This is a genomic window from Gellertiella sp. DMC107, assembly GCF_056313605.1.
Window position 1 is genome coordinate 560,197 of the sequence record NZ_JBQUZZ010000002.1, and the last position, 21,732, is coordinate 581,928.

The window sequence follows — 21,732 nt, forward strand, 5'->3', positions numbered from 1 at the left end:
CTTGGAAAAGGCGGAATTTCGCTTTCGGAACGGGGATGACGCAGAAAGAAAAGCGGCCCCGTCGGGGGCCGCCGGATTTGCGCTTTTCGCGACGTGCATCAGCCGCGCAGTTCCTTGCGCAGGATCTTGCCCACATTGGATTTCGGCAATTCGTCCCGGAACTCGATATGTCGCGGCCGCTTGTAGCCGGTCAGGTTCTCGGCGCAGTGATGCTTGAGCTCGTCCTCGGTCAGCGTCGGGTCCTTGCGCACCACAAAGAGCTTCACGGCCTCGCCGGAATGCTCGTCCGGCACCCCCACCGCCGCAGCCTCCAGCACGCCGGGATGCATGGCGGCCACTTCCTCGACCTCGTTCGGATAGACGTTGAAGCCGGACACGAGGATCATGTCCTTCTTGCGGTCGACGATCTTGGTGTAGCCGTTCTCGTCCATCACGCCGATGTCGCCGGTGCGGAAGAAGCCGTCGGGGCTGATCACCTGCGCCGTTTCGGCGGGCCTCTGCCAGTAGCCAAGCATGACCTGCGGTCCACGCACGCAGATTTCGCCCGCTTCGCCGATGGGGAGCGTCTGGCCCATGTCGTCACGAATTTCCACATCCGTGGAGGGAAGGGGAAGCCCGACCGTGCCGGTAAACTCCGCCCGGTCCAGCCGGTTGGCCGTAGCGACGGGGGACGTCTCCGAAAGCCCGTAGCCTTCCGTGATCGCGCAGCCGGTCATTTTTTGCCAGCGTTCGGCCACCGGCCGTTGGACGGCCATGCCGCCGCCCAGCACCAGCAGCATTTGCGAGAAATCGATGCCGGAAAACTCAGGATTGTTCATCAAGGCATTGAACAGCGTGTTGAGGCCCGGGAAGACATGGATGCGATGCTTCTTCCACTCCTTGATAAAGGCCGGAATGTCGCGCGGGTTGGCAATCAGAAGGTTGCACCCGCCCATGGAAATGCCCATCAGCGAATTCACCGTCAAGGCAAAGATATGGTAGAGCGGCAAGGCGCAGAGAAAGTTGAGCTGCGCCGGCCGCTGCTTGCGCTCGAATACGGCCTCGAGCCACAGAATCAGCTGTTCCTTGTTGGCAAGCAGATTGGCATGGGTAAGGGTCGCGCCCTTGGAAACACCGGTCGTGCCCCCGGTATATTGCAGGAAGGCGATATCGTTGGGGGAAATCGGCACCGTCTTCATGGTGCGGCCATTGCCCTCCGCCAGCACCCGGCTGAAGGGCACCGCGCCGGCAATGGCCCAGTCCGGCACCATCTTCTTCACGTGCTTGACGACCAGATTGACCAGCAGACCCTTGAGGCCCAGCATATCGCCCATCTTGGTCACGACCACATGCCGAAGTTCCGTGGCGCTCACCACCTGCTCCACGGTATGGGCGAAGTTTTCCAGCACGAAGATGGCTTTCGCCTCGGAATCCTTCAGCTGGTGTTCGAGTTCGCGGGGCGTGTAGAGCGGGTTGACGTTCACGACAACCATGCCGGCCCTCAGAATCCCGTAAACCACAGCCGGATTCTGCAAGATATTGGGCATCATCACGGCCACACGGTCGCCCTTTTCCAGGCCTTGCTGTTGCAGCCAGGCGGCGATGCCGCGGGTCACCCGGTCGAGTTCCCGATAGGTCAGGATCTTGCCCATGCTTTCGAAGGCCGGGCGGTCGGCATAGGCCGCACAGCAGCGGCCGAGCAATTCCGCCAGCGAATGCTCCTTGGGCTCCCCAAGCCGGGAAGGAACCCGCGCCGGGTAGGATCCCAGCCAGATCTTGTCCTCGGCCCTGCCGCTGAGCATATGCGTTGGTGTCGTCATGGACTTTCTCCCCTCCCGCAGGACGATGACGCGTCCCGCCTGCTGGCTGCCGACGTGAATCGAGGCTCCCTCCTCGCCACGAACAGCTTATGCCATTCAAACCTGTTATCAAGATTGTCAAAACGTACCTTGACGTAAACGTAAAATAAATCGGCGCGAATTGGCAAGAGGGGCGGGCGCTTTGAACCGGCCGAACCGCTGCTTTTCCTCAGGAGGCTGAAAACTGCGGCTTTTGCCGGCACGGGCGGGCCTACAAGTGCAGCGGGCGTAGATTTCGGTCTCTATACTTGGCCCGTGTCCATGCTCCGGCGCCGGTTTCGCAGCACCCGCCTATGCTTTACATTTTGTGTCTAAGTAAAAAACCGCGTATCGGCCCATGAAAATTCTACTGTAATCGTAATTATTTCATAATAAAAATAAATCAGGCTCCCGTTCATGATTGCGACAGCTGCTTCCTCGATCGAAAGACAGAAGAACGTGCGCCTGGTCCGTTTCCAGGCGTATATGCTGTTTTTGGTCGTTCTGTGCGCAACCATGGCCGCTCTTTACTTTGCCGACCAGCAACGCGCGCTTTACCAGGAAGAAAACAACCGCAACATGGTCACCGAGCAGCTCAGCGTCATGCGCGCCGAGATCGAGGGGCGGATTACGGGAAATGTTCTCCTTCTGAAAGGTCTTGTGGCGGCGCTTGAGACGGAGCCGATGATGACACAGGCTCGCTTCGACCACATGGCCGAACGCATCCTGGGCTCGGATGGTAATATTGCCTATGTCACCGCCGCACCGAACATGGTTGTTTCCATGGTCTATCCCCCCTCGGAAACAGCGCGCATCGGCTTCGACTTCCGCAAGCGCAACAAGGAACATGGCGCGGCCTTTCTTGCCGCCCAGTCTCGCAAGGTCAACATTTCCGGTCCGGTCGAGATGGAGTCGGGAGACCGGGGTCTGGTCGTCAATTATCCCGTACTTTTGCGGCGTGGCGCAGCCAAGGCCGAACTCTGGGGTATTCTTTCGGCGACGATCAACCTGAACCGGCTCTTTCAGGACGGCGGGCTGATGGCGGAAGACCTGCCGATCTATTTTGCCGTGTCCCGCGGCGACTCGCACGGATTGTTCGCCGCGCCCTTCTTTGGCAAGGCCGATGTCTTCAGCCGCGATCCCGTCCGGATGACGGTGAATATCGGCGAGGACTACTGGCTGCTGGCGGCGGTTCCCAAAAGCGGCTGGACCATCGACAATGCCGGCCTGCTGCGCTTCCGGCTGTTTCTGCTGTTTGCCGCGGCGGCCATCCTGGTGCCTGTTGCCTGGGTCATCCGCCTCATGGCGGAACGGCATCGCACGATGGAGCATCTGGAGCAGAACGGCGAAAGGCTGGAGGCGCTGTCGAGGCGGCTGGAGCTGGCGCTCGCCACATCGAGCATCGGCATCTGGGAGCACGACATCCAGTCCGGATTGCAAACCTGGGACGAGCGGGTGCGCGATCATCTCGGCATCGTCACCCGCAAGGATTTCTACGATTTTGCCGACTGGCGCGCGATCGTTCATCCCGACGACCGTCGGGCGGCGGAAGCGGTCTATGCAAGAACCATCCGCACCGGTGCGCCCTATGCGGGGCAATATCGCATCATCCGGCCCGATACCGGCGAAATCCGCCATATCCGCGCTTTCGGACGCCTCATCGACGCGACGAACGGCAAGGAGCGGTTCCTGGGCGTGGAATGGGACATCACCGAGGATGTCCGGCGTGAAGAGGCGCTGCGCAGTGCGCGGGAGCTGGCCGAGGAAAAGAACCGGGCGCTGGAACAGGCTCACCGGCAGATGGAGCACAATGCCCTCCACGATTCCCTGACCGGCCTGCCCAACCGCCGTTACCTGGACCAGCATCTTGCCCAGCTCGCCCGGCCGGACGATGGCAGCGACATTTCCATCCTTCATCTCGATCTCGACCGGTTCAAGGATATCAACGACACGCTCGGCCACGCGGCCGGCGATGCCATCCTGAAACATGCCGCGATGGTGCTGCGCCGAGCCGTGGAGCCGGAGGATTTCGTCGCTCGTTTCGGCGGTGACGAATTCATCGTGGTGCATCGCCATGTTCCCGGAACCGAAGCACTGGAACGGATCGCGCGTCGGGTTGAAAAGGCGATCGGCGAGCCGATCCTGTTCGAAGGGCAGGAGTGCCGCGCCGGCGCCAGTATCGGCATCGCCACCTGGATGCAGGAAGACGGTGCGTCTCAGCTGTTGGTCAATGCCGATATTGCCCTTTACGAAGCCAAGCGGCGTGGACGCAGCCGGGTGGAATACTTCTCCGATGGCCTGCGGGCCCAGATGGTGGGCCACAAACAGACCGCCGACGATATCCTGCGTGCCCTGGAGGAGGGCGAATTCCTCGCCTATTTCCAACCGCAGTTCGATGCGGCGACGCTGGAGATCAGCGGTGTCGAGGCTCTTGTCCGCTGGGATCACCCGGAACGGGGTCTGCTGGCGCCGGACAGTTTTCTCCGGATTGCGGAGGGCATGCATCTGATGCAGCGGATCGATGAGATCGTGCTCGACCAGGCCCTGCTTCATTTCAACCAGTGGCAGGTGACAGGCCTCGCGGTACCCCGCGTTTCCGTGAACATCTCCGCCCAGCGCCTTATGGACGGGCAGCTTCTCGAAAAGGTGGAGCGTCTGCATTACACGCCGGGCTCGGTCTGCTTCGAGCTTCTGGAATCCATTTCCTTCGACGATGACGACGATACGGTGGTGGAAACCATCAGCCGCCTGAAGTCGCTGGGTATCGAGGTGGAGATCGACGATTTCGGCACGGGCCACGCGTCCATCATCAACCTGCTGAAGCTCACCCCCCGCAAGCTGAAGATCGATCGCCAGCTGATCCGGCCGATCCTCACCTCGGTCCGCGAGCGGCAACTCGTTTCCTCCATCATCGATATCGGGCGCACCTGCGGCATCGGTATCGTGGCGGAAGGGGTGGAGACCATGGATCACGCGGCCATGCTGCGGGAAATGGGTTGCGAAACCCTGCAGGGTTATGCCTTCGCCCGCCCCATGTCGGGTGCGGATTTCCTCGGCTTTGCCCGCAACTACAAGCCCGGCAAGATATTGCGCTCGCGCCGGCGCGCCTGAACCTTCTCCGCCGGAACCAGAAAGCCTGAAAAGCCATTCCCCTGAAGAGAGCCCGGCGCGCCGGGACAACAGGGGAGTGCATTCATGCGGCGTTTTCTTCGCAACAACGGGCTGACCATCGTCCTTCTGATTGCAACGGTGCTTTCCATCGGCGGCATGCTGCTGGCCGGCTGGAAGGCCGAGAACGAGGAGCTGGCGCGGCATGGCCAGGGCGCCCTTGCGCTCAGCGCCTATATGCAGTCAGGTTCGTTCCTGTCCGCTCTTTTCGAGAACTGGGAAAGCGAATTCCTGCAGATGTCGGCCTATGTCATGCTGACGGCCTATCTTTTTCAGAAGGGGTCTGCCGAATCGCGCGATCCGGACGAGGACGAGAAGGCGGAGCCTTCCGCACCGCACCCATCGGCGCCCGTCCTCTCGGGACGCTGGCTCTACGAGCATTCGCTGGGCATCGCACTGGCAATCCTGTTCCTGCTCAGTTTCGTGCTGCACCTTGTCGGCAGCGCCGAGGCGGACGCGGAAGAATCGCGCCTGCATGGAGAGGCCGCGGTTGCCCTCTGGAACCATCTGGCCAGCGCAACCTTCTGGTTCGAATCTTTCCAGAACTGGCAATCGGAATTCCTCTCGACGGCCATTCTCGTGGTTCTCTCCATCTTCCTGCGCTATCGCGGCTCACCGGAATCCAAACCGGTCGAGGCATCGGACAGCGATACCGGAAACTGAAAGGAGCATGTCTGAGAGAAGTGGTGCCGCTTACGTGACTCGAACACGTGACCCCATCATTACGAATGATGTGCTCTACCGACTGAGCTAAAGCGGCCCTTAGAGATGCATCGCCGGGCGATGTCTGTGCGGGCTGATACAGGGAACTGATTGGAAATTCAAGCCACCATTTTCGCTTTCGGAAAATTGCCGCCCGTTCCTTTCTGCCTGTGGAATACCTGCGCCTGGCCTTGGCCGGCCGGGCGCAGGCAGAGGTTCAGCGGAGCGAGAGCCGGGCCCGTGCCGCACGGTATTCGCGCTCAAGCCGGTCGACCACGGCCGCCACCGGTTCGACGGCCTTGATATTGGCAATCCCTTGGCCGCAGCCCCAGATGTCTTTCCAGGCCTTGGCGCCGGTCTGCTCCTTGCCGAAGTCCATCTTGGACGGATCGGCAACGGGCAAATGCTCCGGATCCATGCCAGCGGCCGTGATCGAGGGCTTCAGGTAATTGCCGTGAATGCCGGTGAAGTAGTTGCTGTAGACGATATCGGCCGCGGTGCTGTCGACGATGCACTGCTTGTAGGCATCCGAGGCGCGAGCCTCCTCCGTCGCGATGAACAGCGACCCCATATAGGCAAGATCCGCGCCCATGGCCTCGGCAGCAAGAATGGCGCCGCCGGTCGAGATGGCGCCCGCCAGAGCCAGCGGTCCGTCGAACCACTGGCGGATTTCCTGTACCAGCGCAAAGGGCGAAAGCGTGCCCGCATGCCCACCGGCACCGGTCGCGACGGCGATCAGGCCGTCTGCGCCCTTGCGGATCGCCGATTGGGCATGGCGATTGTTGATGACGTCGTGCAGCACCACCCCGCCATAGGAATGGATCGCCTGGTTCACTTCCGGCACCGCGCCGAGCGAGGAGATCACCACCGGCACCTTGTATTTCACGCAAAGCGTCAGGTCCTGTTCCAGCCGCTTGTTGGAGCCGTGCACGATCTGGTTCACGGCAAAGGGAGCGGCAGGCCGGTCGGGATGGGCCGCGTCATGGGCGGCCAGCGTCTCGGTGATTTCCGCCAGCCACTCGTCGAGCTGGCTTTCCGGGCGCGCGTTGAGCGCCGGGAAGGCGCCCACGATGCCCGCCTTGCATTGCGCGATCACCAGCGCCGGGTGGGAAATGATGAAGAGCGGCGAGGCAATCGCCGGAAGCCTCAGTCTGTCTTTCAGGATGGGCGGCAGCGCCATGGCGGCAGGTTCCGTCTTACGTTTACGATAACGTCAATATTGCTAGCACGACCGCCTTGGCGGGCAAAGCCGAAAAAGGCGGGTTCGTGCCATATTTCCCGAGGCGAAGGACGCTGGCAAGCACCAGATAGGCGTGGTGCGCGCGCTGCCGCAAACTGGACACTTGCGGTTCGCAAGGCTTCTCTCTATCGATTCTGGGGAACGATCCCCCGTGCTTCGGCACGCGTGGCTGCCATGAGTGGAAGGACGACCTGTTTGAGCGGATTGGAAACGGCCATCAGAAATGCTCTTGACCGGGCGGACCGGAGCAACCCGGAAGTTCGGGCCCGCATCTATCAATCCGCCCGCCAGGCGCTTGAGACAGGGCTGCGCAAGCAGGATGTCAGCGATCCCGCAGTCGTTGCGCAGCAACGCCACCGGCTGGAAGCGTCGATCAAGACCATCGAGATGGAGGAGCGCCAGAAGCTCGGCATCGTCGTCGCCGATCCTGTGTCCGATATCCAGTACAGCGATTTCGAAGCGGATATGGCAAGCCTCGACGATCAGCGAACGGCGGAAGAAGACAGCGCCGAGGACGATTCCCTCGGCGGTTTGCGCGCCGAACGGCTGGGGGAGGAGGACCGCAGGCCGGGACCGCGGACCGAGGCAACCATCTTATCCGGCGCTCCGTCCGGCCGTCCGTCAGGCCGCGTGAGTGGCCGTCCGTCGGCAGCCGCCCGGCCGCGCAAGAAGCGCGGCTTTTTCGCGCGGCTGTTCATCTGGGTCATGTTGCTGGCCTTCCTTGCGGTCGGCGCCTGGTGGGTCTTGAATTCCGGGCTGCTGCTGTCCGACGCCGAGCGTGATACTTCGGTAGCCAATCCGCCCGCTGCCGTCAGCGAGGAGGATCTGCCCGATGCCTCCGGCGACAACACGGCCCCCGCCCAGAATGCGTCGTCCAATTTTTCCAAGGACTGGATCGAGATCTTCAAGCCCGGCGAGATCAAGCGCGTGGCGGCCGGCAGCCTGTCGGACGCAAAGCTGGCTTCCACCGGCGATGGCCCGGTCATCCGCATCACCTCCCGGTCGGCCGAGCCGGACGGTGCGGTGAGGATCCTTCTTCCCGGCGAAATTCTCCGGAAATGGGAGGGGCAGGAGCTGACCCTCGCCGTTACCATGCGGTCTGCGAATGAAAAGCCGGTCCAGGTAACGGTCGATTGCGAACTCGCCTCGATCGGCACCTGCGAGCGCCACCGGTTTACGGTTGCGGCCCAGCGCTCCGACGCGCTGATCCAGATCACGCCGGGTCCCGGCAAGGGCGACACGCCGGCCCTGGTGCTGAATGCCGACGCGACCGGGGAGGGGGGCGGCGTCGATCTGGTCGCGCTGCGCGTCCTGCCGGTTCCGTGACCGGAAAGGCTCCGCCCTGAGAAGGAGAGCGGAGCCGGACGTGTCTCAATCCCGCTTCAGCATCTTCTGCGGATCGTCGAATAGGATTTTCTTGTCGATTTCGCCGATCGCCTTTTCGTCCTTGCCCTCGTAGTCCAGCGATTTGAGCATGTGGCGGATGACATTGGTGCGGGCCCGTCGCTTGTCATTGGCAAGAACCGCGGTCCAGGGTGCCTTGTCGCTATGGGTTTCAGCCAGCATCCTGTCGCGCTTTTCCGTGTAGTCGTCCCATTTGTTCAGCGCGGCGATATCCATCGGCGACAGCTTCCATACCCGCAGGGGATCGTGGCGGCGGTCATGGAAACGCTTCAGCTGCATTTCTCGGCCAATATCCAGCCAGAACTTGAAGAAATGGATGTGTTCGTCCACCACCATTTTCTCGAAACGCGGGACGTGATCGAGGAATTGCGCATATTGCTCCGGCGTGCAAAACCCCATGACGGGCTCTACCCCCGCGCGGTTGTACCAGGAGCGATCGAACAGGACGAATTCGCCGGCTGCGGGAAATTGCGTGATATAGCGCTGGAAATACCATTGGCCTCGCTCGGTTTCGGTCGGTTTGGAAAGCGCGACGGTGCGGGCCGAGCGGGGGTTCATATATTCGCGGGTTGCTGCAATCGCGCCGCCCTTGCCGGCCGCATCCCGGCCTTCGAACAGCGCCAGAACCCGCTTGCCCGTGCTCTGCAACCAGAACTGCACTTTGACGAGCTCGATCTGGAGAGCCTGCAGCTCCGCCTCGTAGGTCTCCTGCTTCATCTTCTTGTCATAGGGAAAACCGCCGGATTGCAACGCTTCGTCCTTGATCCAGCCGGGCAGTTTCGGGTCGTCTATGTCAAAGACGCGGGTTTCCTTGCCGATCTTCAGCTCGACTGCCCTGCTTTCCGTCTGGTCTGCCATGCCACGCTCCTTCTTGTTGTGGTGTGAAATTGGTGCAAAGCATGGGGGAAGACAAGCATCTTGTGGGCGTGGAAAAGGCCAGCTGCGCTGCTGGCTATGGCTTGCGTCATCAACCGGGATTTGCGCAAGCCGTGAATGTCTGAGACACCAATGTCATGAAGCGCCGATATTCCGGTGACTTCGTCAGGAAGGGAGGCCACTTTGGAGGATGAGGGCGTGAGGCGCATTCTGGTTCGGCTGCGGGACAATGCCGTCCTGCTGGCCACCCTGGCCGTCGTGGCCAGCGGCGCGGTTGTTGCCGGCATTCCCGCCTTCTATGCGGTGGCCGCCATGATCCTAGTCATGGTCGTGGCGCTTTCGCGTCCCACCCCGCGCGATTATCTCCCGATCCTGCCTGTTGTGTCGGCCCCGGCCGTCCCGGCGCCGTCCCTGGCGGAATCCAGGGCCATGATTGATGCGCTCGATTTCCCCGTTTTCCTGATCAATGGCGAAGAGGAAATCCTGCTGCAGAACGAAGCGGCCCGCGAGGCCTTCGGTGTTCTGGCGGAACGGGCCCATATTTCAGCCCGGCTTCGCGCCCCCGGCCTCCTCGACATGGTGCGTGAAGGCATGCGCAGCCGCAAACCGCATGCGCGGGATTATGTGGAGCGTGTTCCCTCGTCGCGTGCCTACCGGGTTCGGGTGGCGGAAAGCGGTGGCGGGCGCTTTCTGATCGCCTTCAACGACGTCTCCAGCGTCCACAAGATGGACCAGATGCGCACCGATTTCGTCGCCAATGCCAGCCACGAGCTAAGGACCCCGCTGGCGTCCTTGCGCGGCTTCATCGAAACCCTCCAGGGGCCGGCGCGCTCCGATCCGAAAGCGCAGGAGCGTTTCCTCGGCATCATGCTGGAGCAGGTGAACCGGATGAGCCGACTGGTGGACGATCTGCTTTCCCTCTCGCGCCTGGAGATGAAGGCCCATATCGCTCCCTCCGAGACCGTGGATCTGGTGCCCGTGCTGTCCCATGTGCGCGATGCCCTGCAGCCGCTCGGCGCCAGCCTCGGTGTCGAGATCGGCCTGCATCTGCCCGATCATCCGGTGCTGGTGAACGGAGACCGGGACGAGCTCGTGCAGGTCTTTGAAAACCTCGTCGAAAACGCCTGCAAGTATGGTCAGGAGGGAAAGACGGTGGAGATCGAGCTTTGCGAGGAGGCCGGTCGAGCGATCTCGGTCTCGATCACCGACCAGGGGCCGGGTATCGAGGCGGAGCATGTTCCCCGTCTCACCGAGCGTTTCTACCGCGTGAATGTCGAAGCGAGCCGGTCCCGGAAAGGAACCGGACTGGGCCTTGCCATCGTCAAGCACATCCTCACCCGCCACCGCGCCCGTCTTCAGATCCAGTCCAAACCGGGCGAAGGAAGCCGCTTCACTGTCGTCTTCTGACATATATGACAGTCACGAAGCGCTATGTGACGCATAAAGTATTTAAAAATCAAAAGGTTGACCTGTCATAATAGTTTCATGCATCTGACATAAAAGGTGAGCCGTCAGCAGGTACATCAGCCGTGCCTCTCCTGAGGAAAGGCCGGACACGGTCCGCAACAAAACGGTTTCACGACGGGAGTTTCCCATGAAAGTTCTTCACTTCACGGCTGCGGCGCTGATCGCTTCGGTTGCTTTTGCGGGCGCCGCCCATGCGCGCGACCAGATCCAGATCGCTGGTTCCTCCACGGTTCTCCCCTATGCCAAGATCGTTGCCGAGGCCTTCGGCGAAGCCAACACCCAGTTCAAGACCCCCGTCGTCGAATCCGGCGGCACCGGTGCTGGCCTGAAGGAATTCTGCAAGGGCGTCGGCCCCGACACCATCGACATCGCCAATGCTTCCCGCCAGATCAAGAAGGAAGAGCTGGAGGCCTGCAAAGCTGCCGGCGTCACCGACGTTCAGGAAATCCGCATCGGCTATGACGGCATCGTCTTCGCGACCGACGCCTCCAACGTCGATTTCGCCCTGACCCCGAAGGACGTCTACCTGGCGCTCGCCGCCGAGCTGGTTGTGGACGGCAAGCTCGTCGCCAACCCGAACAAGAAGTGGTCCGAAGTCAACAAGGACCTGCCGGATGAAGACATCATGGCATTCATCCCCGGTGAAAAGCATGGCACCCGTGAAGTGTTCGAACAGAAGCTTCTGGCCGACGGCTGCAAGGAAACCGGCGCTGCCGACGTGATCAAGGCACAGATCGCCGACGAAAAGGAAGCGGCCGCCAAGTGCGTGAAGGTCCGCAAGGACGGCGTTGCAGTCGATATCGACGGCGACTACACCGAGACGCTCGCCCGCATCGACAGCAACAAGAAGGCCATCGGCGTCTTCGGCCTGTCCTTCTTCGAAAACAACTCCGACAAGCTGAAGGTCGCAACCGTTTCCGGCGTGACGCCCTCGGTTGAAACCATCGCATCCGGCGAATATCCGGTTTCGCGCCCGCTGTTCTTCTACGTGAAGAAGGCCCATCTCGGCGTCATCGCCGGCCTGAAGGAATATGTCGAGTTCTTCACCTCCGACAAGATGATCGGCCCGGACGGCCCGCTCGCCGAATACGGTCTGGTTCCGGCTCCGGACGCCGAGCGTGAGCAGATCCGCAAGGATGCTGCCGAAGGCAAGACTCTCTGATCCAGAAGAATGCATCCCGGCGTGGCCTCGGGCCGCGCCGGGTTTACAGCCTGCAAGGCATGGTGCCCGCCGATGGGCGCCTTCGTGACGCGGAAGGGTTTAAAGCCTTCCGGAATTGCCCCAGAAAAGGTGCTCGATGAAGACGCCCCTGCTTCTCCTGATCCTGGCATTGATGGCGCTGGTCGCCTATGTCGCCGGTCGGGCCCGCTCCAGCGCGATGGCCCGGACAACCAGCGAAAAAGCCCATTCCCGCCCCGCCTATCACAGCGCCTATGTGGCTCTGACCGCCCTTTTGCCTGCCGTGCTTGTGCTGCTCGTCTGGTCGATTGCGGCGCCGATCTATATCGACAACAGCGTGCGGGCGACGCTGCCTGCCGACCTCAGGGCCGATGCAGCGTCCGAAGCGCTGAATTACGGCACCGTGACCATCATCGCCAAGGGTGTCGAACAGCTGTCCGACGCCGAGATCGCCGCCGCCGAGGCCGGTACGGTCCAATGGCCGGAGCTGCTTGCCTCAAAGGCCGTGCCCGTTGCCGCCGATGTGCGCCCGGAGATCATTCAGGCCGCGCTGAAGCGCACGGCCATGGATGCCTCGAGCCACAAGGCCATGGCCGCCGTGTGCATCGTCGTCGCGGCCCTCGGCGCTTTCCTGGGATATCGCCGCCTGGCACCCGCCTTCCGTGCCCGCAACCACATCGAAAAGCTGATGCTGGTGGCGCTGGCCCTCTGCTCCACCATTGCCATCCTCACCACGGTCGGCATCGTCGTCTCCATGCTGTCGGAAGCCACCCGCTTCTTCGCCATGGTGCCGATGCACGAATTCTTCTTCGGCACGGTGTGGGATCCCCGCTTCGCCGCGGCCGGTGCCGGTGGCGAAGGCGGCCAGTTCGGTCTCATCCCGCTTCTCGCCGGCACGCTCTACATCGCTTTCTTCGCCATGCTCTGCGCCGTGCCGGTGGGCCTGCTTTCCGCCATCTACATGGCCGAATATGCCTCACCCCGGGTGCGCAACCTCGCCAAGCCGGCGCTCGAACTTCTGGCTGGCATCCCCACCATCGTCTACGGCTTCTTTGCGCTGGTCACCGTCGGCCCCTTCCTGCGGGACATTTCCGCAGAGCTGAACGGGCTCGTCACCGGCAACTACGTCAATTTCATCCAGGCGCAGAGCGTTCTGACGGCGGGTATCGTCATGGGCATCATGCTGATCCCCTTCGTGTCGTCGCTTTCAGACGATATCATCACGCAGGTTCCGCGCGCCCTGCGGGATGGTTCGCTCGGACTGGGCGCCACCCGCTCGGAAACGATCAAGCGGGTCATCCTGCCGGCTGCGCTTCCGGGCATCGTCAGCGCCCTCCTGCTGACCGCCTCGCGGGCCGTCGGCGAAACCATGATCGTGGTGCTCGCGGCCGGGGTCGCCGCCCGCCTTTCCCTGAACCCCTTCGAGCCCATGACCACGGTGACCGTCAAGATCGTCAACCAGCTGACGGGTGACCTGGAGTTTACCTCCCCGCAGACGCTGGTCGCCTTTGCGCTCGGGATCACGCTTTTCGCCATTACTCTCGCACTCAACATCTATGCGCTCTACATCGTGCGCAAATATCGGGAACAGTACGAATGAGCGACGCTGTCACGCTTAACGGAATGCCCGCGCTCGCGCGCCGTGATATCGGCATCAAGCGCCGCTATGCCGCCGAGCGCCGTTTCCGCGCCTACGGCATCGTGGCCATGGCCGTCGGCCTTTTCTTCCTCGCGGCGCTGATCTTCTCGGTGGTGTCAAAGGGGTATACGGCCTTTGTCCAGACCACGATCACGCTCCCGATCGAATTTGCCGAAAAGGATCTCGATCCGGACAACAAGCGGGCCGAAAACCCGGCGATCCTGGCCCAGGGCGATTTTGCCAAGCTGATCAAGCACAGCCTTGCCAAGCGCCTCGGCTTCGATGCGTCCGACCGCAAGTCCGCCAAGCTCGCCGCTTCGATGATCTCCGACAGCGCGCGTATTGATTTGCGGGACATGCTCCTGGCCGATCCTTCCCTGGTGGGCAAGACCGTGAACGTGTCGCTGCTGGCGGAAGGCAATATCGACAGCGCCAACAAGGGCCAGATCGATCTGACCGTCCCGGAGGCGCGCCGCAAGGTCAAGGACCGGCAGCTCGAATGGATGAAGACCCTGCGCGACGCAGGCGATCTGACCAAGGAATTCAACACAGGCCTGTTCACCAACGGAGCCTCCTCCCGTCCGGAAGCCGCCGGTCTGGGCGTCGCCGCCATGGGCTCGTTCTTCATGATGGTCACGGTCTTTGTCCTGTCGCTGCCGATCGGGGTTGCCGCGTCCATCTATCTTGAGGAATTTGCGCCGAAGAACCGCCTGACCGATCTGATCGAGGTCAACATCAACAATCTCGCGGCGGTGCCGTCCATCGTCTACGGTCTCCTCGGCCTGTCGATCTTCATCAATTTTGCCGGCATGCCGCGCTCTGCGGCCCTGGTGGGCGGCCTGGTGCTGACGCTGATGACGCTTCCGACCATCATCATCGCCACCCGCGCCTCGCTGAAGGCCGTGCCGCCGTCGATCCGCGCCGCAGCGCTCGGCCTCGGCGCCTCGAAGATGCAGACCATCTTCCATCACGTGCTGCCGCTGGCCATGCCCGGCATCCTCACCGGCACCATCATCGGTCTGGCCCATGCGCTCGGTGAAACTGCACCGCTGCTGCTGATCGGCATGGTGGCCTTCGTGGCGGATTTCCCCGCCACCCCGCTCGAACCTTCGACCGCCCTTCCGGTGCAGATCTACATGTGGGCCAACGAAGCCGAACGCGCCTTCACCGAGCGCACCTCGGGCGCGATCATCGTGCTTCTCACCTTCCTCATCCTCATGAATCTCGGCGCCATTCTGCTGCGTCGCCGCTTCGAACGCCGCTGGTAAGGAAAAACGTTCCATGAACATGATGGCAGAAACCACTCTCGAACCCAGACAGGCCCAGACGATGAACGAACCGGTCTACAAGATGATAGGCAACAAGGTGTCCGTGTTTTACGGGCCCAAGCAGGCACTGTTCGATGTCAGCCTTCCGATCCGCGAAAAGACGGTGACCGCTCTCATCGGCCCGTCCGGTTGCGGCAAGTCCACCTTCCTGCGGTCGCTGAACCGCATGAACGACACGATCGACAATTGCCGGGTCACCGGCCAGATCACGCTGGATGGCCAGGATATCTACGATCCGTCGATCGACGTGGTGGAACTCCGCGCCCGCGTCGGCATGGTGTTCCAGAAGCCCAATCCCTTCCCGAAGTCGATCTACGAAAATGTCGCCTACGGCCCGAAGATCCACGGCCTCGCCCGCAACAAGGCCGATCTCGATCAGATCGTCGAGACGAGCCTGATCAAGGCCGGTCTCTGGAACGAGGTGAAGGATCGCCTGCACGAAGCCGGCACGGGCCTTTCCGGCGGTCAGCAGCAGCGCCTCTGCATTGCCCGTGCGGTGGCCGTTTCGCCGGAAGTCATCCTGATGGACGAGCCCTGCTCGGCGCTCGATCCCATCGCCACCGCCAAGGTCGAGGAATTGATCCACGAGCTGCGGTCCAACTTCACCATCGTCATCGTCACCCATTCGATGCAGCAGGCCGCGCGCGTCTCCCAGCGCACGGCCATGTTCCACCTCGGCAACCTCGTCGAGGAGAACGATACGGACAAGATCTTCACCAATCCGGACGAGAGCCGCACTCAGGATTACATCATGGGCCGCTTCGGCTGAGGCCACCTTGCCTCCGTCCCCGTCCGAATGCTGAACAAGGAACAGGCTTATGGCTTCCAACCACATTTACTCCGCCTTTGACGAAGAACTGAAATTTCTGGCGCGCCGCATTTCCGAGATGGGCGGTCTGGCCGAACAGATGGTCTCCGAGGCGGTCCAGGCGCTGGTCAACTCCGACACGGCGCTCGCCCAGAAGGTGATTTCCGACGATGCCGTGCTCGATGCCGCGGAACGGGAAGTGGGCGACAAGGCTGTCATCATCATCGCCCGCCGCCAGCCTGTGGCGGCCGATCTTCGCGAAATCATGGGCTCGATCCGCATCGCTGCCGATCTGGAGCGCGTGGGCGATCTCGGCAAGAACACCGCCAAGCGGGTGATTGCCGTCCAGGCGCAGGGCGTGCCGCGAAAGCTCGCCCGCGGCCTCGAGCACCTTTCCGAGCTCGCCTTGATGCAGCTGAAGGAAGTGCTGGACGTCTATACGACCCGCTCCGCTGAGAAGGCGAAGTCGATCCGCGAGCGCGACGAGGAAATCGACGCCATGTATACCTCGATCTTCCGCGAGCTCTTGACCTACATGATGGAAGATCCGCGCAACATCACCCCCTGCACCCATCTTCTCTTCTGCGCCAAGAACATCGAGCGCATCGGCGACCATGCCACGAACATCGCCGAGACGATCTACTACATGGCAACCGGCGCGCAGCCGGAGGGCGAGCGTCCCAAGGACGATACTGCCAACACCGTCACCTCTGCCGTTTCCGAATAAGTGCCCGCAAGGATAGATGCCATGACCCCAAGGGTAGCCATTGTCGAGGACGAGGAGGCCATCTCCGAACTCCTCCGCTACAATCTCGAATCCGAAGGTTTCGAGGTGGATGCCATCATGCGTGGCGATGAAGCCGAGACCCGGCTGAAGGAGCGCGTGCCTGATCTTCTCATTCTCGACTGGATGCTGCCGGGTGTTTCCGGCATCGAGCTCTGCCGCCGGCTGCGCCAGCGCCCCGAAACCGAGCGCCTGCCGATCATAATGCTGACCGCGCGCGGCGAGGAGAACGAGCGCGTGCGCGGCCTTTCGACCGGCGCCGACGACTATGTGGTGAAGCCCTTCTCCACGCCGGAGCTCATGGCTCGCGTCAAGGCGATGCTGCGCCGTGCCAAGCCCGAGGTTCTCGCCAGCGTCCTGCGCTGCGGCGAGCTGGAACTCGACCGCGAAACCCACCGCGTCCATCGCAAGGGCCGCGAGGTGCGGCTTGGGCCGACGGAATTCAAGCTGCTGGAATTCCTGATGTCCTCGCCCGCCCGCGTCTTCTCCCGCTCGCAGCTGCTCGATGGCGTCTGGGGTCACGATATCTACGTGGACGAACGCACCGTCGACGTCCATATCGGCCGCCTGCGCAAGGCGGTGAACCTGCCCGGCATGTCGGATGTGATCCGCACCGTGCGTGGCGCCGGTTATTCGATCGAGGGCTGATGCGAGACGAAGCCCGCCGGAGACAGGCGTGAAAAAACCCCGGTTCAGCGAACCGGGGTTTTTTCGTCAATCCTCGAACCCGCTCAGCGCGCGGCGCGGCGGCGGTCCGAAACCGGCTGATAGGCCAGCTTCTGATGGTAGTTGCAGTAGGGGGAGCTGTCCGGGCTGTCATTGCCGCAGAAGTGGAAATCGTCCTTCAGCGGATCGCCGACCGGCCACTTGCAGGTGCGTTCGGTCAGCTGGGTCAGTTCGAGGCGGCGCGAGATCGGCACGACCACGTTGCTCGCCGGTACGAACTGCATTTCCTCGACGGTGTCGACCTCGATCTCCTCGCGCACGACGGTGGCGCCCTGGGTACGGGTAACCGTGCGGGTCGTGGCGCGGGCCGCATAATTCGGCGCGCGCGGTGCAGAAGTCGTCCGCTTGGGCGTGCGCGCTGCGGTTGCAGGTGCGGTTCCGCCGGCCTTGGCCCGTCCGGGCAGGCTGAGACGATGCACTTTGCCGATGACAGCGTTACGGCTGACGCCGCCCAGCTGGGCCGCGATCTGGCTGGCGCTCAGGCCTTCGGACCACAACTTCTTGAGTTTCTCAACGCGCTCGTCTGTCCAGTTCATGCACATTCTCCGCTGTCGCGCCTGTGATGGAAAGAATCCGTCACCCAGCGCCGGGTGTTGCCCGGCGCCAAAACGCCTCACCATTGTCGTGACTAGTTCCGCCGCATGCAGTCTAGTAATTGAGATTTAACCTAGTGTGAGGCTGACTCCGTGACAAGAGTCGCTGGAATCATCATGATTCGATTTTCGACTTTTCCCCAACTTGCTTCCCGCCCGCGCTTCGCTTCGCCTGCCTCTCGTAACGCCAGGTCGTTCGGGCGGAACGCGCGGCGAAATGCACCGGTTTTGTTGACATTGCAGTGCGAAATGGGGATAGTGCGCCGCCGCCGAAAGGCGGCATTTTGATTTTTCCGGGCCTGCATCCGTGGTCCCTGTCGAAGCTGCTTTTCTTGAGATACGAGGTGGGTCATGGCCGCTGCCGCGCCGCTCTACAACACGTATAACCGCACGCCGCTGCGCTTTACCCATGGCGAAGGCGTCTGGCTGACCACGGAAAGCGGCGAGCGATATCTGGATTTTGCAGCCGGCGTTGCGGTGAATTCGCTGGGTCACGCCCATCCGCACCTCATCAAGGCCCTGACGGAGCAGGCCGGCAAGGTCTGGCATCTCTCCAACCTCTACGAAGTACCCGGCCAGGAGGCGCTCGGCGAACGCCTCATGAAGGTTACTTTCGCGGACAAGGTCTTCTTCACCAATTCCGGCGCCGAGGCGCTGGAATGCGCGATCAAGACCGCCCGCCGCTATCATTTCTCCAAGGGACACCCGGAGAAGTTCCACATCATCACCTTCGAGGGCGCCTTCCACGGCCGCACCACGGCCACCATCGCCGCCGGCGGCAACGAGAAATATATCGAGGGCTTCGGCCCGAAGGCACCGGGCTTCGATCCAGTTCCTTTCGGCGACTTGGAGGCCGTCAAGGCTGCGATCACCCCGTCCACGGGCGCCATCCTCGTCGAGCCCGTACAGGGTGAGGGCGGCATCCGCCCGGCGACGGTCGAATTCATGCGCGGCCTGCGTGATATCTGCGACGAGCATGGCCTGCTTCTCGTCCTCGACGAGGTCCAGTGCGGCGTGGGCCGCACGGGCAAGCTCTTCGCCTATGAATGGGCGGGCATCACCCCGGATATCATGGCGGTCGCCAAGGGTATCGGCGGCGGTTTCCCGCTCGGCGCCTGCCTTGCCACCGAAGAGGCGGCCTCCGGCATGGTCGCTGGCACGCATGGCTCCACCTATGGCGGCAATCCGCTCGCCATGGCCGTCGGTCTCGCCGTGCTCGATGTCGTGCTGGCCGATGGCTTTCTCGACCATGTGCGCGACATGTCGCTGCTCTTTGCCCAAGGGTTGGCCTCGCTAGCCGACCGCTTCCCGGACGTGATTGCAGAAATCCGCGGCCAGGGCCTGATGCTCGGCATCAAGGCCAAGACACCTTCGGCCGCACTGCTTGGCGCCATGCGCAGCGAGCATCTGCTGGGCGTGCCCGCCGGCGAGAACGTCATCCGCCTGCTGCCTCCGCTCACCATCACCGCGGACGAAGTCCGCGAAGGTCTGGCGCGCATCGAACGGGCGGCCACCGCCGTTCGCGCGGAAGCCCAGGCCAATGCCTCATCCCAGCCCGCCTGATCTGAATACAGGACCCCTTTCCATGGCATCCCCGAAGCATTTCATCGATCTGTCGACCGTCGCTGCTCCCGACCTCCGCAACATTCTCGAAGACGCCAAGGCTCGAAAGGCCGCGACCAAGGCCGGCACGGCCGACAAGCCGCTCGCCGGCAAGATGCTTGCGATGATCTTTGAAAAGCCTTCGACCCGGACCCGCGTGTCCTTCGATGTGGGCATGCGTCAGCTCGGCGGCGAGACGCTGTTCCTCTCGGGCACTGAAATGCAGCTCGGCCGCGCCGAAACGATTGCCGATACGGCGCGCGTGCTCTCTCGCTATGTCGACGCGATCATGATCCGCACCACCGATCATCGCCGCCTGCTGGAGCTCGCCGAATATGCGACGGTTCCGGTCGTGAACGGCCTGACCGACGATACCCATCCCTGCCAGATCATGGCGGATATCATGACCTTCGAGGAGCATCGCGGCCCGGTTAAGGGCAAGACGATCGCCTGGACGGGCGATGGCAACAACATTCTCCATTCGCTGGTGGAAGGGTCCGCGCGCTTCGGCTACCGCATGAACATGGCGGTTCCCCTGGGCTCCGAGCCCCATGACAAGTTCCTTAACTGGGCCCGCAACAATGGCGGCGACATCATGCTCTGCCACGATGCCGACCGTGCGGTCGAAGGCGCCCATTGCGTCGTCACCGATACCTGGGTTTCCATGAACCAGGAGCACAAGGCCCGTGGCCACAACATCTTCCAGCCCTTCCAGGTCAACGAGGCGCTGATGAAGAAGGCGAGCCCCGATGCGCTCTTCATGCACTGCCTGCCCGCCCATCGCGGCGAGGAGGTGACGGACGAGGTTATCGACGGGCCGCAATCCGTCGTCTTCGACGAGGCAGAGAACCGCCTGCACGCCCAGAAATCCGTCCTCGCCTGGTGCTTCGGGCTGGTGTAACCGGAAAGATCACCCATATAGGGCGCTTTCAGGCCGTTTCAGGAGTATCCCCATGGCAGATATCGCAGCCAAGCTCGGCGAACTGGATTTCGCCGGTGACGATCACGTCGTTCCCTTCCAGGTGGAAGGCATGGATGTGCGCGGCCGTGCCGTGCAGCTTGGCCCGATCCTGGATGCGATCATGGGCCGCCATCAGTATCCGCCAGCGGTTGCCCGCCTGCTCGCAGAAGCCATCGTGCTGACCGTGCTGATCGGCACCTCGCTGAAATTCGAGGGCCGCTTCACCGTGCAGACCAAGGGCGATGGCCCGGTCGATCTTCTGGTCGTCGATTTCAACACGCCGTCCAGCGTGCGCGCCTATGCGCGCTTCGACGAAGAGGGCGTGAAGGCGTCCATCGCTGCCGGTCATGCGGCGCCGCAGGATCTGCTGGGCCGCGGCATGCTGGCCTTCACCATCGATCAGGGCCGCTACACCCAGCCCTATCAGGGCATCGTCGCGCTCGACGGTGCCTCGCTGGAGGAGATTGCCGGCGTCTATTTCCGCCAGTCGGAACAGATCCCGACGCGCGTGCGCCTCAGTGCCGCCGAATTCTACGACCGGGGGCCGGATGGCAAGAGCCGTCACCACTGGCGCGCGGGCGGCATCATCGCCCAGTTCCTGCCGGCGGCGCCCGAACGCATGCGCCAGGCCGACCTGCCGGGAGGCGATGGCGAGCCCGAGATGCATGTGGTGGCCGAGGACGACAGCTGGACGGAAGCCCGCACCATGCTGGACACGGTAGAGGCGGCCGAACTCACCGATCCGCAGGTGGGCGCCGAGCGCCTCCTGTTCCGGCTGTTCCACGAGCGGGGCGTGCGCGTTTATGAGCCGCAATCGGTCGAGGACCACTGCAGCTGCTCGCGCGACAAGCTTAAATCCGTTCTCTCGGGCTTTACCCGGGACGAGGTGGAGGAAAGCATGGAAGACGGAGCGATTTCCGTCACGTGCGAATTCTGCTCGACCACATATCGCTTCGAAGCCTCGGAAGTGCTGGCGGGCTGATCCCCGTCGGCCCCCGTCCGGCGGCGGTCAGTTGAGCACGCGCTGCAGGCCCGGCACGTCGAGCGAAAAGGCGGGAATGTCCACGTCGAAGATCACGCCCCGGTCCGTTTCCATCTGGTAGCGCCCGAACATCACGCCCGATGGCGTGTCGAGCGGGCAGCCGGAGGAATATTCATAGGTATCGCCGGGGCCCAGATGGGGCTGTTCGCCGATGACACCCGGCCCTGTCACCTCATCCACCTGGCCGTTCTGGTCGGTGATATGCCAGTAGCGGCTGACCAGCCGCACGGCTTCCTGCGAGAAGTTGGAAATCACGATCCGGTAGCCCCAGACATAGCGATCGTCGTCCGGATCGGATTGCTCCTCCAGATAATAGGGTTCTACGACGACTTCTATACCCTTGGTCAGGGCCCTGTACATGGTTCAACCTTCGATCAAGACCTGTTCCATCATCC

The 21,732-nt window shown here is 62.4% G+C and carries 18 protein-coding genes and 1 tRNA gene; 13 read left to right on the top strand and 6 right to left on the bottom strand.

The window, feature by feature from the left end; genetic code table 11:
* Nucleotides 1-98 precede the first annotated feature (98 nt).
* A complete protein-coding gene (locus ACT54B_RS08210; protein ID WP_476044165.1) occupies nucleotides 99-1,799 on the bottom strand; it encodes a long-chain-fatty-acid--CoA ligase in 1,701 nt (566 codons plus the stop codon).
* Nucleotides 1,800-2,234: 435 nt separating this feature from the next.
* On the opposite strand from ACT54B_RS08210, the gene ACT54B_RS08215 reads away from it, so the two are divergent.
* Entirely contained in the window at nucleotides 2,235-4,928 is a 2,694-nt protein-coding gene (locus ACT54B_RS08215) for a bifunctional diguanylate cyclase/phosphodiesterase (protein WP_476044167.1), read from the top strand.
* Between the two features lie 84 nt (nucleotides 4,929-5,012).
* Nucleotides 5,013-5,648 (top strand): DUF6766 family protein, encoded by a 636-nt coding sequence (locus tag ACT54B_RS08220; protein WP_476044169.1) that lies wholly within the window; start codon nucleotides 5,013-5,015, stop codon nucleotides 5,646-5,648.
* A 21-nt stretch (nucleotides 5,649-5,669) separates the two neighbouring features.
* On the opposite strand, the gene ACT54B_RS08225 is transcribed toward ACT54B_RS08220, so the two are convergent.
* Together ACT54B_RS08225 and ACT54B_RS08230 are read right to left on the bottom strand one after the other, a co-directional pair.
* Nucleotides 5,670-5,745: transfer RNA gene (locus ACT54B_RS08225), tRNA-Thr, on the bottom strand.
* Nucleotides 5,746-5,904: 159 nt separating this feature from the next.
* The gene (locus ACT54B_RS08230; protein ID WP_476044171.1) at nucleotides 5,905-6,867 is read right to left on the bottom strand and encodes an NAD(P)H-dependent flavin oxidoreductase; all 963 of its coding nucleotides are present in this window, start codon (nucleotides 6,865-6,867) and stop codon (nucleotides 5,905-5,907) included.
* 255 nt (nucleotides 6,868-7,122) lie between these two features.
* Here ACT54B_RS08230 and ACT54B_RS08235 point away from each other — a divergent pair, with 255 nt between their 5' ends.
* Nucleotides 7,123-8,253, top strand: a complete 1,131-nt coding sequence (locus ACT54B_RS08235) for a hypothetical protein (RefSeq protein WP_476044173.1) — start codon at nucleotides 7,123-7,125, stop codon at nucleotides 8,251-8,253.
* Between the two features lie 45 nt (nucleotides 8,254-8,298).
* On the opposite strand, the gene ppk2 is transcribed toward ACT54B_RS08235, so the two are convergent.
* Nucleotides 8,299-9,189, bottom strand: coding sequence for a polyphosphate kinase 2 (gene ppk2 / locus ACT54B_RS08240; RefSeq protein WP_476044174.1), 891 nt, complete (start codon nucleotides 9,187-9,189; stop codon nucleotides 8,299-8,301).
* Nucleotides 9,190-9,414: 225 nt separating this feature from the next.
* On the opposite strand from ppk2, the gene phoR reads away from it, so the two are divergent.
* From phoR to phoB, 7 genes are all read left to right on the top strand, one after another.
* The gene (gene phoR, locus ACT54B_RS08245; RefSeq protein ID WP_476044807.1) at nucleotides 9,415-10,614 is read left to right on the top strand and encodes a phosphate regulon sensor histidine kinase PhoR; all 1,200 of its coding nucleotides are present in this window, start codon (nucleotides 9,415-9,417) and stop codon (nucleotides 10,612-10,614) included.
* A 187-nt stretch (nucleotides 10,615-10,801) separates the two neighbouring features.
* Nucleotides 10,802-11,836 carry a PstS family phosphate ABC transporter substrate-binding protein gene (locus ACT54B_RS08250; protein ID WP_476044175.1) on the top strand — a complete coding sequence of 345 codons (1,035 nt, stop codon included), beginning with the start codon at nucleotides 10,802-10,804 and terminating at the stop codon, nucleotides 11,834-11,836.
* 136 nt (nucleotides 11,837-11,972) lie between these two features.
* Nucleotides 11,973-13,454, top strand: a complete 1,482-nt coding sequence (gene pstC, locus ACT54B_RS08255; RefSeq protein ID WP_476044177.1) for a phosphate ABC transporter permease subunit PstC — start codon at nucleotides 11,973-11,975, stop codon at nucleotides 13,452-13,454.
* The gene (gene pstA, locus ACT54B_RS08260) at nucleotides 13,451-14,761 is read left to right on the top strand and encodes a phosphate ABC transporter permease PstA (RefSeq protein WP_476044179.1); all 1,311 of its coding nucleotides are present in this window, start codon (nucleotides 13,451-13,453) and stop codon (nucleotides 14,759-14,761) included. Before pstC ends, pstA begins: the two co-directional genes overlap by 4 nt.
* Before the next feature lie 13 nt (nucleotides 14,762-14,774).
* Nucleotides 14,775-15,590, top strand: coding sequence for a phosphate ABC transporter ATP-binding protein PstB (gene pstB, locus ACT54B_RS08265; RefSeq protein WP_476044181.1), 816 nt, complete (start codon nucleotides 14,775-14,777; stop codon nucleotides 15,588-15,590).
* A gap of 49 nt (nucleotides 15,591-15,639) precedes the next feature.
* Nucleotides 15,640-16,356 carry a phosphate signaling complex protein PhoU gene (gene phoU, locus ACT54B_RS08270; protein WP_476044183.1) on the top strand — a complete coding sequence of 239 codons (717 nt, stop codon included), beginning with the start codon at nucleotides 15,640-15,642 and terminating at the stop codon, nucleotides 16,354-16,356.
* 21 nt (nucleotides 16,357-16,377) lie between these two features.
* Nucleotides 16,378-17,061, top strand: a complete 684-nt coding sequence (phoB, locus tag ACT54B_RS08275) for a phosphate regulon transcriptional regulator PhoB (RefSeq protein ID WP_476044185.1) — start codon at nucleotides 16,378-16,380, stop codon at nucleotides 17,059-17,061.
* A gap of 83 nt (nucleotides 17,062-17,144) precedes the next feature.
* On the opposite strand, the gene ACT54B_RS08280 is transcribed toward phoB, so the two are convergent.
* A complete protein-coding gene (locus tag ACT54B_RS08280) occupies nucleotides 17,145-17,675 on the bottom strand; it encodes a GcrA family cell cycle regulator (RefSeq protein ID WP_476044186.1) in 531 nt (176 codons plus the stop codon).
* A gap of 408 nt (nucleotides 17,676-18,083) precedes the next feature.
* Between ACT54B_RS08280 and ACT54B_RS08285 the strand changes: the two genes are divergently transcribed.
* The 3 genes from ACT54B_RS08285 to ACT54B_RS08295 are packed head-to-tail and all read left to right on the top strand — an operon-like array spanning nucleotide 18,084 to nucleotide 21,277.
* A complete protein-coding gene (locus ACT54B_RS08285) occupies nucleotides 18,084-19,295 on the top strand; it encodes an acetylornithine transaminase (RefSeq protein ID WP_476044188.1) in 1,212 nt (403 codons plus the stop codon).
* Nucleotides 19,296-19,317: 22 nt separating this feature from the next.
* Nucleotides 19,318-20,235: an ornithine carbamoyltransferase gene (argF, locus tag ACT54B_RS08290; RefSeq protein ID WP_476044189.1), complete on the top strand. Its 918-nt coding sequence runs from the start codon at nucleotides 19,318-19,320 to the stop codon at nucleotides 20,233-20,235.
* A 52-nt stretch (nucleotides 20,236-20,287) separates the two neighbouring features.
* Complete coding sequence (locus tag ACT54B_RS08295; RefSeq protein ID WP_476044190.1) at nucleotides 20,288-21,277, top strand: Hsp33 family molecular chaperone; 990 nt, start codon at nucleotides 20,288-20,290, stop codon at nucleotides 21,275-21,277.
* A 27-nt stretch (nucleotides 21,278-21,304) separates the two neighbouring features.
* Here ACT54B_RS08295 and apaG read toward each other — a convergent pair whose 3' ends face one another.
* A complete protein-coding gene (apaG, locus tag ACT54B_RS08300; protein ID WP_476044191.1) occupies nucleotides 21,305-21,697 on the bottom strand; it encodes a Co2+/Mg2+ efflux protein ApaG in 393 nt (130 codons plus the stop codon).
* Nucleotides 21,698-21,732: the final 35 nt, after the last annotated feature.

Bases quoted from the DNA above. Each gene is read 5' to 3' on its own strand.
- phoU (WP_476044183.1), top strand. From the start codon at position 15,640: ATGGCTTCCAACCACATTTACTCCGCCTTTGACGAAGAACTGAAATTT.
- pstA (WP_476044179.1), top strand. From the start codon at position 13,451: ATGAGCGACGCTGTCACGCTTAACGGAATGCCCGCGCTCGCGCGCCGT.
- pstB (WP_476044181.1), top strand. From the start codon at position 14,775: ATGAACATGATGGCAGAAACCACTCTCGAACCCAGACAGGCCCAGACG.
- ACT54B_RS08230 (WP_476044171.1), bottom strand. From the start codon at position 6,867: ATGGCGCTGCCGCCCATCCTGAAAGACAGACTGAGGCTTCCGGCGATT.
- phoB (WP_476044185.1), top strand. From the start codon at position 16,378: ATGACCCCAAGGGTAGCCATTGTCGAGGACGAGGAGGCCATCTCCGAA.
- ACT54B_RS08295 (WP_476044190.1), top strand. From the start codon at position 20,288: ATGGCAGATATCGCAGCCAAGCTCGGCGAACTGGATTTCGCCGGTGAC.
- ACT54B_RS08285 (WP_476044188.1), top strand. From the start codon at position 18,084: ATGGCCGCTGCCGCGCCGCTCTACAACACGTATAACCGCACGCCGCTG.
- argF (WP_476044189.1), top strand. From the start codon at position 19,318: ATGGCATCCCCGAAGCATTTCATCGATCTGTCGACCGTCGCTGCTCCC.
- ppk2 (WP_476044174.1), bottom strand. From the start codon at position 9,189: ATGGCAGACCAGACGGAAAGCAGGGCAGTCGAGCTGAAGATCGGCAAG.
- ACT54B_RS08220 (WP_476044169.1), top strand. From the start codon at position 5,013: ATGCGGCGTTTTCTTCGCAACAACGGGCTGACCATCGTCCTTCTGATT.
- apaG (WP_476044191.1), bottom strand. From the start codon at position 21,697: ATGTACAGGGCCCTGACCAAGGGTATAGAAGTCGTCGTAGAACCCTAT.
- ACT54B_RS08215 (WP_476044167.1), top strand. From the start codon at position 2,235: ATGATTGCGACAGCTGCTTCCTCGATCGAAAGACAGAAGAACGTGCGC.
- ACT54B_RS08280 (WP_476044186.1), bottom strand. From the start codon at position 17,675: ATGAACTGGACAGACGAGCGCGTTGAGAAACTCAAGAAGTTGTGGTCC.
- ACT54B_RS08210 (WP_476044165.1), bottom strand. From the start codon at position 1,799: ATGACGACACCAACGCATATGCTCAGCGGCAGGGCCGAGGACAAGATC.
- pstC (WP_476044177.1), top strand. From the start codon at position 11,973: ATGAAGACGCCCCTGCTTCTCCTGATCCTGGCATTGATGGCGCTGGTC.
- ACT54B_RS08250 (WP_476044175.1), top strand. From the start codon at position 10,802: ATGAAAGTTCTTCACTTCACGGCTGCGGCGCTGATCGCTTCGGTTGCT.